Source organism: Ensifer sp. 4252 (assembly GCF_050434565.1).
Classification (GTDB): domain Bacteria; phylum Pseudomonadota; class Alphaproteobacteria; order Rhizobiales; family Rhizobiaceae; genus Ensifer.
In genome coordinates, this window is the sequence record NZ_JBNDIU010000011.1 from 113,725 (window position 1) to 128,595 (window position 14,871).

13 protein-coding genes are annotated in these 14,871 nt (G+C 59.6%); 8 read left to right on the top strand and 5 right to left on the bottom strand.

From position 1 onward, the window contains the following. Positions 1-5: 5 nt before the first annotated feature. The 3 genes from ABIE33_RS20530 to ABIE33_RS20540 all read right to left on the bottom strand — a co-directional run bounded on the left by ABIE33_RS20530 (position 6) and on the right by ABIE33_RS20540 (position 3,923). A complete protein-coding gene (locus ABIE33_RS20530; RefSeq protein ID WP_429128739.1) occupies positions 6-1,625 on the bottom strand; it encodes an MFS transporter in 1,620 nt (539 codons plus the stop codon). Positions 1,626-1,675: 50 nt separating this feature from the next. Then, complete coding sequence (gene glsA / locus ABIE33_RS20535) at positions 1,676-2,674, bottom strand: glutaminase A (protein ID WP_429128740.1); 999 nt, start codon at positions 2,672-2,674, stop codon at positions 1,676-1,678. Positions 2,675-3,026: 352 nt separating this feature from the next. Then, the gene (locus ABIE33_RS20540) at positions 3,027-3,923 is read right to left on the bottom strand and encodes an NAD-dependent epimerase/dehydratase family protein (protein ID WP_429128743.1); all 897 of its coding nucleotides are present in this window, start codon (positions 3,921-3,923) and stop codon (positions 3,027-3,029) included. Positions 3,924-4,074: 151 nt separating this feature from the next. Between ABIE33_RS20540 and ABIE33_RS20545 the strand changes: the two genes are divergently transcribed. After that, positions 4,075-4,998 carry an NAD(P)-dependent oxidoreductase gene (locus ABIE33_RS20545; protein WP_429128745.1) on the top strand — a complete coding sequence of 308 codons (924 nt, stop codon included), beginning with the start codon at positions 4,075-4,077 and terminating at the stop codon, positions 4,996-4,998. 71 nt (positions 4,999-5,069) lie between these two features. Here the strand turns inward: ABIE33_RS20545 and ABIE33_RS20550 are convergent, their stop codons facing one another. After that, positions 5,070-6,059, bottom strand: a complete 990-nt coding sequence (locus ABIE33_RS20550) for a sugar-binding protein (protein ID WP_429128747.1) — start codon at positions 6,057-6,059, stop codon at positions 5,070-5,072. A 47-nt stretch (positions 6,060-6,106) separates the two neighbouring features. Further along, positions 6,107-7,087 carry an NAD-dependent epimerase/dehydratase family protein gene (locus ABIE33_RS20555; RefSeq protein WP_429128750.1) on the bottom strand — a complete coding sequence of 327 codons (981 nt, stop codon included), beginning with the start codon at positions 7,085-7,087 and terminating at the stop codon, positions 6,107-6,109. 131 nt (positions 7,088-7,218) lie between these two features. Here ABIE33_RS20555 and ABIE33_RS20560 point away from each other — a divergent pair, with 131 nt between their 5' ends. The 7 genes from ABIE33_RS20560 (at position 7,219) to ABIE33_RS20590 (ending at position 14,829) form a co-directional block, all read left to right on the top strand. Then, a complete protein-coding gene (locus ABIE33_RS20560) occupies positions 7,219-8,016 on the top strand; it encodes an ATP-binding cassette domain-containing protein (RefSeq protein WP_429128934.1) in 798 nt (265 codons plus the stop codon). Between the two features lie 37 nt (positions 8,017-8,053). Next, a complete protein-coding gene (locus ABIE33_RS20565; RefSeq protein ID WP_429128752.1) occupies positions 8,054-9,052 on the top strand; it encodes an ABC transporter permease in 999 nt (332 codons plus the stop codon). A 22-nt stretch (positions 9,053-9,074) separates the two neighbouring features. Beyond that, positions 9,075-9,236, top strand: coding sequence for a hypothetical protein (locus ABIE33_RS20570; RefSeq protein ID WP_429128754.1), 162 nt, complete (start codon positions 9,075-9,077; stop codon positions 9,234-9,236). A 406-nt stretch (positions 9,237-9,642) separates the two neighbouring features. Next, entirely contained in the window at positions 9,643-10,143 is a 501-nt protein-coding gene (locus ABIE33_RS20575; RefSeq protein WP_429128757.1) for a DUF3016 domain-containing protein, read from the top strand. 455 nt (positions 10,144-10,598) lie between these two features. Next, positions 10,599-11,111 carry an RNA polymerase sigma factor gene (locus ABIE33_RS20580; protein WP_429128760.1) on the top strand — a complete coding sequence of 171 codons (513 nt, stop codon included), beginning with the start codon at positions 10,599-10,601 and terminating at the stop codon, positions 11,109-11,111. A gap of 120 nt (positions 11,112-11,231) precedes the next feature. Further along, complete coding sequence (locus ABIE33_RS20585) at positions 11,232-12,188, top strand: FecR family protein (protein ID WP_429128937.1); 957 nt, start codon at positions 11,232-11,234, stop codon at positions 12,186-12,188. A gap of 148 nt (positions 12,189-12,336) precedes the next feature. Further along, positions 12,337-14,829: a TonB-dependent siderophore receptor gene (locus ABIE33_RS20590; RefSeq protein ID WP_429128762.1), complete on the top strand. Its 2,493-nt coding sequence runs from the start codon at positions 12,337-12,339 to the stop codon at positions 14,827-14,829. Positions 14,830-14,871 lie beyond the last annotated feature (42 nt).

Consider the following 14,871-nt stretch of genomic DNA (forward strand, 5'->3'; position numbering starts at 1 on the left):
CACGCTCACTTGTCTGGTATTTCCCCTGGCCGATAGTTCGGAAGCCGACCCGCAGGCAGCAAGGCGAGAAGTGCAAGTCCGGCCATAATCAAAAAACCGATCTTCAGCGCCAAAAGCCTTGATTCGGTATTGATGCGCAGCGCCTCCATCTTTTGTTCAGGCGTGGCGGATGTCGCTTGTATGACCGACGCCAGTTGATCGTTGCTAACGAACGTAATGCTATCGAGATTGACCTGGGATTGGATTTCGATCGGTAGAGTAGGGTTCGCAGTCAATTGACGCATGACCGCGGAGCTCAGAAGGCCCACGAGCAGGGCTCCTGACACGGCAGTGCCGACGGCGGCTGCAAGGTTGTTGGTGGTCCCTCTTAAAGACCCGACGTCTCCGGCGAGATGTTTCGGCGAGGCCGTCACCAGCACGTTGAATAGGAGAGTGACCAACGATCCTTGGCCAACTCCGAACAGGATGAGCCCCAACAATACGGGACCCGAACTCCAATCGTTGCGGACAACAAACGCCAGCCATAAAAGCGCAAGGGCACAGGCCGCGAAGCCGAACCGCCCAATCTGTCTTGGAGTAACGCGTTCATAGAAGCGAACGATCAGCATTGCTGCAAAGAAAACGGTGAGATTGAAGGGCAACATCGCGACTGCGGTCGCGAGCGGCGAACGTCCCTGTACGATCTGTATATAGAGCGGGACGGAAAAATTAAGCGCAGCCTCCAGGGCGACAACGGAAAACATCGCGTAAACGGCTGCCCTTTCCTGAGGAGAATCCAAGACTTCGAGCGGCAGCAGGGGTGTCCGCATGGACGCTTCACGGCGCCGGGTCCAAAGGAAAAAGGCTTGGCCCAGTACGATGCCAATGACAATCATAACCGGCGCTGGCGAAACACCGAGGATGTTAAAAGGAGCATTGGGACTTGCCAAGACTAGGCCCCAGCCATTCAGATTGTTGAATCCGAAGCTGATCAGAGCGATCGCACTGGCCGCAAACAGCACGCCGATCATGTCGATTTGCACCTCGGGCCGGCCTTGATCCGGTTTTAGGCGGAAGCTCAGAAGAAGAACGATGGCTGAGACGACGACGAGGATGCCAAAGACCGGCCTCCAGCCAATATAGGTGCCGAGCACACCGCCAATCAAAAACGCAAGCACGCCGGCGCCCGCACGGGCAGATCCAAGGGCGCCGAGTGCCGTAGCCTGCTGACTGCCCCGATAGTTTTCCGCAATCAAGGCGACAAGGGCGGGCACGATGACAGCGCCCGCAGCGCCGCACAGGCCCTGGGCGGTGATCATCGCCGTGGCGTTGGGGCTGAACGTCATGAGGATCTGTGCCGAGCCGAACACAACGACGGCGATGCGAAACACCTGCAATGCGCCAAAGCGCTGGACGAGCTTCGCGCCGAGCATGACGAAGCCTGCCACGATCATGGAATAGGCAACGATCCCGGTGGCGACCACAGTCGGTGCCACACCGAAACTGTCAACCATACCGCCCATGGCCACCGGCAACGAGGCGACGTTGAATGACATTATGGCTTGGCCAAAGGCGATCGCGATCATGGGAACCCATGAGGCACGAACGTCCATGTCGGTGTCAGGCGCGGATGCGGCAGTGGACATGGTCTCGCTCCTTTGTGAACAGTCGTTTGTGACGCTGAAACCGACCTCGACTAGTTGCCTGAAGCGGAAACCAGCAGATCAAGCCCAAGCCGTTGCGACAGGAACTGCGCAACGAGTTGCCCCTTGACGCTATTGCCCGCTTCATCAAGCGGCGGTGCAAAAGTACCCAGCCCGCCCTTGCCGGGGGAAACAGTCACAATCCCGCCCCCGATGCCGCTCTTGCCGGGTAAGCCGATTTCATAAAGCCAATCGCCCGAAGTTTCGTACAGGCCTGCCGTCAGCATGACGGCCAAGGCGTAGTGGCAAACCTCCTGCTTGACGACACTCTCGCCCGTCACGGGGTTGATCCCGCCATTGGCGAGCGTCGCGCCCATGACCGCGAGATCGCGGGCGCTGACATTCAGCGAGCATTGACGCGTGTAAAGCTCGACCGCTTCGCTCGGATCGCAGTAAATGCGCCCGACACTATGGAGCATCCAAGCAATGCTTCTGTTTCTGGAGTTGGTCTTCGAGGCCGAGTCATAGACCTCCTCGTTCACTTGGAGGTCCCTGCCAGCAAAGCGGGATAGGCCCTGGTGAATGAACTGCCACTTCGCCTCACCACTATCTCCCGGGACAAGGCTGGTCGTCGCGATTGCACCGGCGTTGACCATCGGGTTGGTGCGCCCAGCGGCATCTCGTTCGACGCCGGTCAAAGAGTTGAATGCATAACCTGTTGCATTGACGCCAAGTCGGTCACGAGCGCCAGTCGCGCCGATCACATTGCAAATCAAAGCGAACAGAAACGGCTTTGAAACACTCATGATCGTGAACTCATGTTCGGCATCTCCGACCGAGAAGATGCGCCCGTCGAGCCCCACGACACAAATACCGAAGAGATCGCTCGGTACGTTCGCAAGCGCCGGATAGACTTGAGAGTTGTGGCCGAGATCAACGTCGGCGAACCGCTCGTGCGCTGAAGTTACCAGCCTGGACACTGCATCTGCGGGGGGGAGGCGACCAGTCGAAACATAGGCGTTCTTGTCGCCAGACGAATCCATGAGCTCCATGCACTTAATCCCTTCTCGCAGAGATGAATTGTGGCTGGCCTTAGGAGTTCTTGCTGTGATTGCGAAGGTAGAATGAAATTGCCACTTTCACAAGTGGACGAGAAAGCACAACTTATGAAACCTTTCTGGAAACATACGAACATTCCCCGGGAAAGCTGCAGTGATCACGAGTGAAGAGAGGGCGTTTGAAAGCATAATCGGTATGTTGAACAATATTTTAGGAAGAATGTGTCGCCAGCCTTTGCATTCGTGACAGGGCACTCCTGCCGCCCTATTCGGTCTCTTGCTGCCCGGCAGCGAAGTTACTTACCTCCGGACTGTTCCTCGCCGCCTCCGATATTCGCCCAGTGCTTCAGCCGGCGGGGACGTATTTTCTCCAACCATGCTCGCTGCGAAAACCCAACACCTCTCGGGCTTTCCAGTTAGACAGCAGCGTCTCGAATTCGCCGAGTTCCCGTTTGAGAGGCACTCCCGGATAGAAACGGTCGATGAGTTCGCGGGTAGGCAGATCGGAAGAGGTGTCGTCGCTGGCTGCATTGAAGATCTGGAACCCCAGCCCATCCTTTTCCACGGCGCGAAGCGTGATCTGACCGAGGTCGCGCGCATCGATGTAGCTCCAGGCGATGCGTTTTCGGAAGCCCGGATTTGCAAACCATCCGGGAAACAATTCGTACTCATGCGGCTCAATGACGTTGCCGATGCGCAAGGCGTAGATGTCGATGCCGCTGCGCAGGGCGAAGGTGCGTGCCGTCTGTTCGTTGACGACCTTCGACAAGGCATAGCTGTCCATCGGGTCGACATCGTACTCCTCGTCGAGTGGAAAGTAAGCGGGGCTGCGGGGTTCGTTGGCGAAGACGAGACCGTAGGTCGTCTCGCTGGATGCGATGACGACCTTGCGAATACCGAGTTTCACGGCCGCTTCGATGACGTTGTAGGTGCCGAGTGCGTTGACGCGGAAAAGTTCGTTGTCGGGAGCGATCATGATGCGCGGAATGGCAGCAAAGTGCACAACGGCGTCGATCGGCTGCGGCCTCAAGGAGGGGTCGAATTCGTGCAGCCCGGTGTAGCTCGACAAGGCGTTGAAGACTTGCCCGCTATCGGTGATATCGGTGATGAGCGTCCTGACCTTGGGATTGTCGAGCGGCCGGGTGTCGAGATTGAGCACCTGGTAACCTCGTTCGACCAGATAGTGCACGACATGGCGGCCGGCTTTGCCGCTGCCGCCGGTGAAGATGATCCTCTTTGTCATTCTGCTCTCCACATTTTGCGAGATCGGTAGATAGTGTCTGTCGGCAGGCCGAAGAGAATTGGCCCAATCATTGGCAAAGGCCACCCGAGAGGCGGGCCGGCGGAAGTGACCCGGTGTAGCTGTCGAAAGGCCACGGAACGAGGGGCGAACGATGAGCAGCAAGATGGATGAACGGATCGGATTTATCGGCATCGGCCTCATGGGGCACGGCATCGCCAAGAACATCGTCGAAAACGGCTATCCGCTTACCTTTCTCGGACGCAGCAAGCGGGCGCCGGCGGAGGATCTCGTCGCCCGGGGTGCCGTCGAGGTCTCGACGCCGCGCGACGTTGCGGTCCGCTCGACGGTCGTCTTCCTCTGCGTAACGGGCTCTCGTGAAGTCGAAGCGATCATCCGCGGCGGCGAGGGCCTGAAGTCGGCTATGCGCCCCGGTTCCGTGATCGTCGACTGCTCGACATCCGACCCAGGCTCGACGCTTGTGCTCGCCCAGGAACTCGGCGAATGCGATGTCGGCTACGTCGATGCGCCCCTGAGCCGGACCCCGAAGGAAGCCTGGGCCGGAACGCTCGACACGATGGTGGGCGCTTCCGACGAACTCTTCGCGCGCGTCAAGCCGATACTCGATACCTGGGCCGGGCGCATCGTTCATGTCGGAGAGACTGGCGACGGGCACCGCTTGAAGTTGCTCAACAATTTCATCTCGCTCGGCTACGCGGCGCTTTATTCCGAAGCGTTGGCGCTGGCAAAGAAGGTGGGCATCTCGCCAGCGTGCTTCGACAGCGTCATCAGAGACGGCCGCATGGATTGCGGCTTCTACCAGACCTTCATGCGTTGGACGCTGGAGGGGGATCGTGATGCGCATAAGTTCTCCCTCGCCAATGCGCTCAAGGACCTGACCTACCTCGAGTCGATGGCTGACGCGGTCGGCATGGCAAACCCGCTCGGCAACGCTGCGAAGAATGCTTTCGCCGGCGCCGTCGCCGCCGGTGCCGCTGATCAATACGTTCCGATGCTGGCGACGCATGTCGCTCGCGTCAACGGGGTCGACCTGACACCGCCCGCGGCAGCGCCATAAAGTCGCTGCGCGGGCTCTGCCGGATATGAAGACTTCGTCCGGGCGCCCGCGCGGGCCTCCGGACGAGATCGTCACTTCTGGATGCACGTATCGACTGTGTCCTTGGTGCATTCATCAAGGCCGGTGAATACCGGATCTTCCACCGGCTTGCCGGCGATCAGGTCCAGCATCACAGACGGTGCCTTGTAGCCCATTTCGAACGGCCGTTGCCCGACCAGAGCCGTCACAAGCCCTTCGCGCGCAATGGCCACCTCGTCACCGATCGTGTCGGCGGCGCCGATGACGAATTCGTTCTTGGCAATCTTGTCCGCTATCGGCTTGAAGAGATCGCGATAAGGTTGCGGTGCGCCGAACAGCGGCCAGCCGCCCATGATGCCGAAGGCATCGAGGTCCGGATTGGCGGCGAGAATATCCGTCATCGCCTGCACGCCTTTGGCCCCGTCGTCATTGGTGAACACCGGACAGCCTGCAACTTCCGTCCAGCCTCCCTCGCCCTTCAGTTCCGCCAGTCCCTCCTGACCGGTCAACGTGTCGCGCATGCCCTGAGCCCGGCGCAGAATGTTATCCGCCCCCGGATTGCCTTCGATCGTGCAGATCTTGCCCCCATTGGGCTTGGCCTTCTTGATGTACTCGCCGATCCGCGCGCCCATCAGGTAGTTGTCGGTTCCGAGATACGTCTTGCGTAGGGCCGAGTCCTCCTTGGCGAGGTCGGCGTCGAGCGTCATGACGGGGACCGTCGGGTTCGCGGTCTTCAGCGTCTGAGCGATGAGTTTGGCATTGGAGGGGGAAATGGCGATTGCAGCCGTGTCCGCCTTGCCGAGCATGTCCTGTACGATCTGCGCTTCGCCCGCCTCGTCGGATGTCGAGGCAGGCCCTGTGTAAAAGCACTCATACTCGGAATCTGGATTTTCCTTGTTCCATTTCTGGCAACCCTGGTTGATCGCCTCGAAGAATGGGTTGTCGAGGCCCTTCACGACGATCACGAGTTGCTTCTTGGCAAGTGCCTGACCGGCGCAGAGCGCCAGGACGGCAACGGCGGCCAGCAATACTGTCTTTCTCATTCTTTCCTCCCATTGAACAAGCGGACAACGTCTGTCCGCGGCACAAATCAACCCGGATACCAGACGACACGAGGATCGTTCGGCAGACGCTCGTATTGCCAGGCCGAGTCGATAAGCTTTTCGAGATCGTATTCAGGGCGCCAATCCAGAAGGTATTTCGCCTTGCTGTTGTCCATCCAGTTCGAGTGGAAGGCGCTAGGGACGTCGACGGAAGCGAGGCCGCGCGTGCGCGCGAGATAGCTTGCGACCTCGCCATAGTCGACCGGACGGTCCATGGAGACGTTGAAGAGCTGCCGTTCGGCGCGCGGATTGTCGATCGCTGCCAGGATCGCCGAGACCAGGTCGCCGACATGCACGAAGTTGCGCTTGAGCGGCCGGCCATCGGCATCACGCAGGAGCGGCACGGTGCCGGTGGCGGCGTATCGCCGCGCTTCCGCGGGCGAAAAAAAGGTCTTCCAGTCGGGCCCCCCGAACACATCGTCGCCGAACGACAATGTCTGCTTGAAGTCATCCTTCTCCATGATCCACGGCGCCCGCAGGCAGCAACCGTTCGTGCCGTATTGAACCGTGTATTGCTTGAGCATCACTTCCTCGAGAACCTTCGATAGCGCGTAGCAGCCGGGATAGGCGCAGTGCGGCGTCTGCTCGGTCACCGGGCCATCGTGGCGATGGAAGAAATGGCCAACCGCCGCGTCCCCGCCGACGAGGATGAACTGGCGCGCGGAAGGGCTGGTCCGGAAGGCCTCGAGTAGCCAGAACAATCCCTTGATCGTGATGTCCATGACAGCGTCGGGCGTTTCCTTGCAGGTGGCGAGGTGCACGACATGGGTGACGTTTTTCATTGCCGCTTCGGCGATTTCGCGGTCGGCGACCGTCCCACAGATCACGTCCATTCGCTCGGACGGGTCGAGCAGGCGATTGTGGCAGAGCGCACGGATTTGCGCCCGCGAAAAAAGCGGTTGGTCAAGCAGCCCCGCGATGAGGTTCCGCCCGACCTTGCCCGTTGCACCGGTGACAAGGATCAGCATATTCGTCTCCCACCGATAACTAATATACAGGGCAACGTCTATTTGTCATACAAAACAGTTGCTCGGCAAAAGACGTCATTGACGCCTTCATAAGGATTTGCGTAAATAAGATGTCAACCGCTGGGTGAGGACTGAGGAACGATCGCGCCTCTTGGCATACCGGCGCGCTTCGGGAGGCGAGACGGCTGGTGGCGATACTCGAGCTCACCAACATTTCCAAGCACTTCGGCGCCATTCAGGCGGTCAGCGACGTTTCGCTTTCGCTTGAGGCAGGGCAGGTGGTCGGCCTCATGGGAGACAATGGCGCCGGCAAGTCGACGCTGGTCAAAATGATTGCCGGCAACTACCGACCGAGCCAGGGCACGATATGGCTCGACGGTAGCGAAATCGTGCTGCATCGGCCGATAGAGGCAAGGCAGCACGGCATCGAAATCGTTCACCAGGACCTGGCGCTCTGCAATAATCTTTCGGCGGCGGCTAACGTTTTCCTTGGGCGCGAGCTCCGGCGCGGCTTCGGCCCTTTGCGTGTGCTGGACTACAAGGCGATGTACCGACGCGCAGGAGAAATCTTCAGGGAGCTTCGATCCGAAACTCGGCCACGCGATCTCGTCAGGCAAATGTCCGGCGGGCAGCGGCAGGCGGTCGCGATCGCGCGAACGATGATCTCCGAGGCAAAGATCGTGCTCATGGATGAGCCGACGGCCGCCATCTCGGTGCGCCAGGTCGCCGAGGTGCTGCATCTGATCCGACAACTGCGCGACCGCGGTATTGCGGTTGTGCTCATCAGCCATCGCATGCCGGACGTTTTCGATGTCGCAGATCGTGTCGTCGTCATGCGGCGGGGCCGAATGGTCGCCGACAAGCCTATCGCGCAGACGTCGCCCGAAGAGGTGACGGGATTGATTACCGGCGCCATCGAAAGAGGGTGAGCGCTGCATATGCCGCCTTGGAGGAATGCGAAGGACAATGGCAACGACGCTCGACCAGACGATCGCTCAGAAACAACGCACGCTGGGCGCTGCAATCCTTGCCAACCAGACCTTCTGGGTGTTGCTCGCCGTCGTACTGGCGTGCATCTTCCTGTCTTTCGCGACGGATTCGTTCGCAACGGCGAAGAACCTCTACAACATCACCCGCAACGCCACCTTCGTGGCCATCATTGCCCTCGGCATGACCCTGGTTATCATCACCGGTGGGATCGACCTGTCGGTAGGGTCGGTGTTGTGCCTGTGCAGCATGGTCCTCGCCGTCGTCATGCATTCCGGCTACAGCATCGAGGTCGGGATTGCCGCATCGGTAGCAACGGCGCTCCTCATCGGTGCTTTCAACGGTGTGCTCATTGCCTATGTCGGGTTTCCCCCTTTTGTAGTCACGCTCGGCATGCTTTCGATCGCGCGAAGTCTGGCGATGGTCGCGTCGAACAACACAGTCGTTTTCCAGTTCGGTCCGGACCACGACAAGCTGCTTGCTCTTGGCGGTGGGGCATGGCTGTTCGGCATCGCCAATCCCGTGATCTACATGATCGCTCTGACGCTGCTGACGGCATTCGTCCTGCGATGGACAAGATTGGGCCGCTATATCTACGCCATCGGCGGCAACGAACAGGCGGCAACTGCCACCGGTATTCCGGTGCGCCCGATCAAAGTCGGTGTCTATATGATTTCCGCCCTTTCTGCCGGCATTGCCGGCATCGTCCAGACCGGCTGGCTCGGAGCGGTGACAACAAATATTGGCGCCGGCATGGAACTGCAGGTGATCGCAGCGACCGTGATCGGCGGTGCTAACCTAGCTGGTGGCACGGGCACGGCCTTTGGCGCACTGGTTGGTGCGGCGCTCATCGAGGTGATCCGCAATAGCCTCGGGTTGCTCGGCATCAACGCGTTCTGGCAAGGAACGTTCATTGGCGGTGCGACCATCCTCGCGGTCCTGTTCGACCGCATCCGCAATTTCCGGCAGACAGAGTAGCTCCGCGATTTCATGGAGCCTAATGGCACAGGCCGCAGTGAATTGTTTGCTGCGGCTTGTCACCGAACAGGCTCTGGCAGCAACGCCGGCGCATGGTTTGCTCATCTGGCCGGTGCTGAGCAAGCGGCGGGAACATCAACCATCGCAGCCCAAGACCATGGCGGTCGACAACAGGAGTATTTGAGGAGTGGCTTATCTTGACCTTCCCAGTCACCGCCTCCACCGCCGTAACGGCGGAGCCTCGATTGGCGGCAGTCCGCCTCCGATCCAAGGATGCCGTGATCAAGGCTATGTCCGAGCGCTGGGGTACTAGTCTACTCGACACTTGTTGAGCGATCTGCGCGAGCATCTTCGACCCCCACCGAAATGGCCTGGGCGCATAACGAGGCGATCTCTCGGTTACATGAAATGTCTAACGCCAAAGCCGCGGGCCTCCTCGCAATGCCAGAATCCGCATCGCGAGTTGGCCGTCATTGAATGCTCCGATAGGTTCCGACGACGTCGCATGGTAGACTGCACCGCGACATCGGAGGTCTCCGGCCTCTTGTTCCAAAGGAACGTTTGCGATCTGAAAGCTCATGGAAAATGTCATGCGCACCGGAAAATACATCGCACTCACGATCACCGTCTTCCTGCTCGCTGCAGCAGGTGCGCATGCTGCGCTGACCGTTACATTCGTCAATCCCGAGCACTATCGAGACGATGATTTCCGCAGCGCATCAAAGCGCAAGAGCATTATCGCCGAACTGACCAGATATTTTGCGACGCTGGATCAGCGGTACCTGAAGGAGGGGCAGCGTCTTCACATCGAGGTGCTAGATGCCCGCCTGGCGGGACACTATGAGCCCTGGCGCGCCACATTCAACGATGTGCGCATCCTGCGCGACACCACACCTCCACGCTTCAAGCTGCGCTATACGCTGAGGCAGGCCGGCGAGGTGCTGATGAAAGGCGAGGAAACGGTGACCGACATGAACTATCTCTGGAGCCCAAACGCACGCGGCTCGAGTGAACGTCTCGCCTATGAGAAGGACATGTTACGCGATTGGTTCCGCGAGCGTTTCATCAAGCTCAAAGCGCCGAAAGCGTGAAGACGCCTGTGATCAGGCAGTTATCGCCTCGCTTCAGAGCGCCCTGACCACCTGCGTTGCGACGGCGACCAGGATTGCGGCTAGCCCCAATGCGGTCCCGTATCTCGCCAACTTCCTCCGGCGCACTCGCGCGCCATCCCAGTCACAGCCCGCCTGATCGCTCCGACGCCGTCCTGTCATCGGAACAATGATCAATGCGCTGGACTAGAAATGTGCAGACAGTCAGCGAGACGCCTGCAACCGCATGATGGAGCCAAGCACGATCTCGGCTTCTTGCTCAATCCTTCCGGCGTCCTCGAAGTCCCCCAGCAGGTCGGGTTCCGGCAAAGAAAGCATGCTTTATAACGGCCCGATAATATGATGTTGAAACTCAAGTTTATCTGTTTTATGAGGCGCTCACAGGCGGGCGCGCTTCAGCGCTATGGCAGCCTTGCAACGTAACGGTTCCTTTGCGGATGGCCCCCAGCCAAAAGAAGACGATCCTGCAAGTTCTTACGGAAAGCTACGGCGATCTCGCGCGCCACGTGGCTCGTCGTTTCAAGGGCCGTGCGGATGCAGACGACGTGATCCAGGATACCTATCTGCGGGTTCGCAACATTCCCTCAGACGCCCCGATCCAAAACCCAAAGGCCTATCTGTTTCGTATGGCGGACAATGTCGCGGTCGACCATGTGCGCCGTCGTGTCGCGCAAGAGCGCCACATATCTCCGACAGAAGTCCCTGACATGGAGTCGGGCGAGGTATCTGCCGATCAGGTAGTCGACTATCGCCAGCGCCTTGCGGCGCTGGAGCGTGTGATCGCAGATTTGCCGCCGCGTCAGCGCGAGGTATTTCTGATGCACAAGTTCGACGGCCTCAGCCATTCTGAAATCGCTGCCGAACTCGGTATCACCCGTAGTGCAGTGGAGAAGCTGATCATGAAGGCACTTGCCACCTGCCGGGAACGGCTCGACGGCTTGCTCGATTGAGGCGATGCAAATGAGGTTGGGGGTGAGGTACTCGCACACGAAATCCGTCTATATAGCGACCGTTGATAGCAGGGGCTTTCATGGTGAAGTTCTTGCCCATGCAAAGAGCCGGTGTTGGTGATGGCCGAAGTCAGAGATCCGTCGAGAGAACGACCGAAAGACGAAGCGCTCGCCTGGTTCGTGCGCCTGAACTCCGGCGAGGCCACAGCTGCCGAGCGATCGGCCCATGCGGCGTGGATGGCGGCTTCTCCGCTGAACCGCAATGAATATGCGAAGCTCGGAGGGATTTGGGCTGACCTGGATATGCTCGGCGACCCGCGGATGCGGAGAGTGCCGGCGTTGGCCAGTCGTCCCTCGGCCATCGGTCGACGCAGCTTTTTGTCGGGAGGGGCTGTTGCGCTCGGCGTTGCTGGTTTTGTCGGGCTGAACGGTCTGCCGGATTTTTTATTGAGCGACTACGAGACCGGGACTGCGGAACTGCGCGACCTCGCTCTGGCCGACGGATCAAGAGTAAGCCTCGACGCGGACACAGCTATTGCAGTCAACTTCGTCGATACGCGGCGTACAGTCCGCCTGTTGCGTGGCCGGGCGCTCTTCGACGTTGCGAAAGATACACGGCGACCATTCACCGTGGAGGCGGGCGAGGGCACCACTACGGCGCTTGGAACCCGCTTCGTCGTGCATCGTTGGGCAGATACGGTGACCGTAGCGGTAGAGGAGAGCGCGGTTTCGGTGATGGCGCCAGACCGTTCATCCTTGACACTGCAGGTCGGCCAGAACGTCTCTTACGGCCAATCGGGCCTCGGTGCCGTTGGCGATGTCGACGTGCAGTCCGAGACGGCGTGGCGGCGTGGCAAGCTTATCTTCAAGGATCGGCCGCTGCGGCAGGTCATCGCCGATGTCAATCGTTACCGTGCCGGCACCATTCGCATCGTTGACAGCGAGCTCAATAGTCTTCGCGTCAGTGGCATATTCGAGGTTGCCAATCCGGACGGCGTTCTCGGCGCGATCAGCGCGGCCCTGCCTGTTCGCATCCTCCGGCTGACTGATTATCTCGTGCTTTTGCGCGCCGCCTGAAGGCTGGCGTGAAGAAATAATCCTGACAATTTTATTCAACTTCAGGGGTGAGGTGCTTTGTTCCGAGATCCGTCTTGGGGACGAGTGCGCCTTGAGGCGCTTGGATAGACTTGCAGGAATGGAGTGACTTCGGGGTATGGCGAGAGGGTTGAGAGAACGTGCCGCATTGGCCGCGGGGGTCGTTGCGTCGGGGCTGACATTCGCGCTGATGGCATCCGGGGCGGTCGTCCCGGCTTATGCGCAGCAGACGACGCCGAAGAGCGCGCGGCCTGCAGCTGCCAAATACAATGTGCCCGAAGGCCCGCTCGATGCGGCGATCATGCGCTTTGGCGACGATGCCGGCCTGCAGATGCTTTACCCTGCAGATGTCGTGCGTGGTTTGCGCAGTGGCGGCCTGTCCGGCAGCTACACGCCGGACGCAGGTCTTACCAGGCTTCTTGCTGGCACTGGCCTCGGGTACCGCTTCACCGGGGTCAATACAGTCACAATCTCGGATTCACGTCGTTTGACCTCGGGCGAGGGGGCCGCTGTCACTGATGGTGCGACGTCCCTGCAGAAGATCGAGGTGACGGGGTTCGGTGCGGCGACTGAAGGTACCGGCTCCTACACGACGGCAGAGATGGACACTGCAACCGGTCTGCCGCTGTCGATCAGAGAGACTCCGCAATCGGTAACCGTGGTCACACGGCAATTGCTCGAGGACCGGCAGGCAACGACGATTGCCGATGCGCTCGGCAGCGCCACCGGCATCAGCATCCAGCGCTATGACAGTGATCGCACCGAATTCTTTGCGCGCGGTTTCGCCCTGACCGAGTTCCAGTACGACGGCGTCCTCGTCAAGACCGATGGCGTCTATGACTATGGGCTGAGCAACGCCGACATGACGATCTATGATCGGGTCGAAATCGTAAAGGGCGCCAACGGTTTGCTGCAGGGTGTCGGAAGCCCCGGCGCTGCTGTCAATCTGGTGCGCAAGAAGCCGACCGACACGTTCCAGGCATCGCTGACCGGCTCCGCCAGCTCCTGGGATACCTACCGCTCCGAGGTCGACCTCTCCGGTCCGCTGAATGCTGATGGCTCGCTGCGCGGACGCTTCGCCGGCGCTTACGAGGATGGAAAGTCCTATCTCGACCACTACGAAAAGCGCAAGTTCACGCTCTACGGCGTGCTTGAGGCCGATATCACCGATAATACCACCCTGACGCTTGGCGCCGACTACCAACGCAATCTGCCACGCGGGACCAGTTGGACCGGTCTGCCGATGTTCTATAGCGACGGCACGCGGACCGATTGGGATGTCTCCACAAACCCGGCAACGGAATGGAGCCGCCGCAACACCTATGCGAACAACTATTTCGCCACGCTCGCGCACGAGTTCGACAATGGCTGGAATCTGGATGTGACACTCAACCATCGTCGCAATGGCCACGACAGTGTGCTCGGATCGGCCGGTGGCGGTTGGCCCGATCCGGTAACGGGGGCGGGCGTCTTTCAGTATGTCGGACACTACGGCGGCAGGCTCGTTCAAAACACAGCCGATATCAGGGCTTCCGGTCCGATCGAGCTGTTCGGCCGGGAACATGATCTGATGATCGGCGCGACGGCATCAAATACCACGGATAAAGGCCCCTGGTACGGCTATGGCGGCGTCGGCTACGACCCGAACGTGCCCAACTTCTTCGATTGGGACGGTAATACACAGGAGCCGGCTTTCGACCTCGTCGGCAGATATGAAGCAAAGACGACCCAGTACGGCGCCTATGCAGCCATTCGCCTGAAGCCGACCGACGAGCTTTCAGTCATCGCTGGAAGCCGCATCAGCTGGTGGGACAAGGTCGATTACGGCACATACGACAACGCCACGGGAGCATGGGCCGGGGCGGCTTCCTATTCAGCCAAGGGAGAGCTCACGCCCTATCTCGGCGTGGTTTATGATCTGACCGACAACTATTCGGTCTATGCAAGCTATACGAGCATCTTCAAGCCACAGAACAGCCAGGACATTGCCGGCTCGTATCTCGATCCTGAAATGGGCGATAGTTTCGAGGCTGGCGTGAAGGGTGCGTTCTTCGATGGCGCCTTGAACACCAGCGCCGCCGTCTTCCTGACCAAGCAGGACAATGTCGGCGAACAGGCCGGAACCGATCCGGTGACGGGCGACCCCTATTATACCGCCGCCGACGGGGTGACGACCAAGGGGTTCGAGTTGGAAGCCTCCGGCGAAGTGCTCCCCGGCCTAAATGTCTATGCAGGCTACACCTATGCCCGCGCCCGCAAAAGAGATGGAGACCGGGTCTATTCCTTCATCCAGACGAGCGCGCCGGAAAATGTCTTCAAACTTTTCACCACCTATCAGCTGCCCGGAGAGTGGGAGAAGCTGACGGTTGGTGGCGGCATCCGCTGGCAGGACGAGATCTATGGCAAGGTGTGGAGCCCGGCCTCGGAATACGCAATTCTCACCCAGAAGAACGTCTTCCTTGTCGATCTGATGGCCCGCTACAGCTTCAACGAGAAGGTTGACCTTACCTTCAACGTGAAGAATCTGCTCAACGAAAAGTACTATGCGGGCTTCGGCAATTTCGACACCGGATTCTACGGCGAGCCGCGTAGCTTCAGCATCTCCACCAAATTCAAGTTCTGAGTTGGACATCGGCGCCACGCGCCGGCGATGATGGGAAGGCGA

Coding starts and splice junctions, on each gene's coding strand:
- ABIE33_RS20550 (WP_429128747.1), bottom strand. CDS start 6,059: ATGAGAAAGACAGTATTGCTGGCCGCCGTTGCCGTCCTGGCGCTCTGC.
- ABIE33_RS20565 (WP_429128752.1), top strand. CDS start 8,054: ATGGCAACGACGCTCGACCAGACGATCGCTCAGAAACAACGCACGCTG.
- ABIE33_RS20570 (WP_429128754.1), top strand. CDS start 9,075: ATGGCACAGGCCGCAGTGAATTGTTTGCTGCGGCTTGTCACCGAACAG.
- ABIE33_RS20585 (WP_429128937.1), top strand. CDS start 11,232: ATGGCCGAAGTCAGAGATCCGTCGAGAGAACGACCGAAAGACGAAGCG.
- ABIE33_RS20530 (WP_429128739.1), bottom strand. CDS start 1,625: ATGTCCACTGCCGCATCCGCGCCTGACACCGACATGGACGTTCGTGCC.
- ABIE33_RS20555 (WP_429128750.1), bottom strand. CDS start 7,087: ATGCTGATCCTTGTCACCGGTGCAACGGGCAAGGTCGGGCGGAACCTC.
- ABIE33_RS20575 (WP_429128757.1), top strand. CDS start 9,643: ATGCGCACCGGAAAATACATCGCACTCACGATCACCGTCTTCCTGCTC.
- ABIE33_RS20580 (WP_429128760.1), top strand. CDS start 10,599: ATGGCCCCCAGCCAAAAGAAGACGATCCTGCAAGTTCTTACGGAAAGC.
- glsA (WP_429128740.1), bottom strand. CDS start 2,674: ATGGAGCTCATGGATTCGTCTGGCGACAAGAACGCCTATGTTTCGACT.
- ABIE33_RS20545 (WP_429128745.1), top strand. CDS start 4,075: ATGAGCAGCAAGATGGATGAACGGATCGGATTTATCGGCATCGGCCTC.
- ABIE33_RS20540 (WP_429128743.1), bottom strand. CDS start 3,923: ATGACAAAGAGGATCATCTTCACCGGCGGCAGCGGCAAAGCCGGCCGC.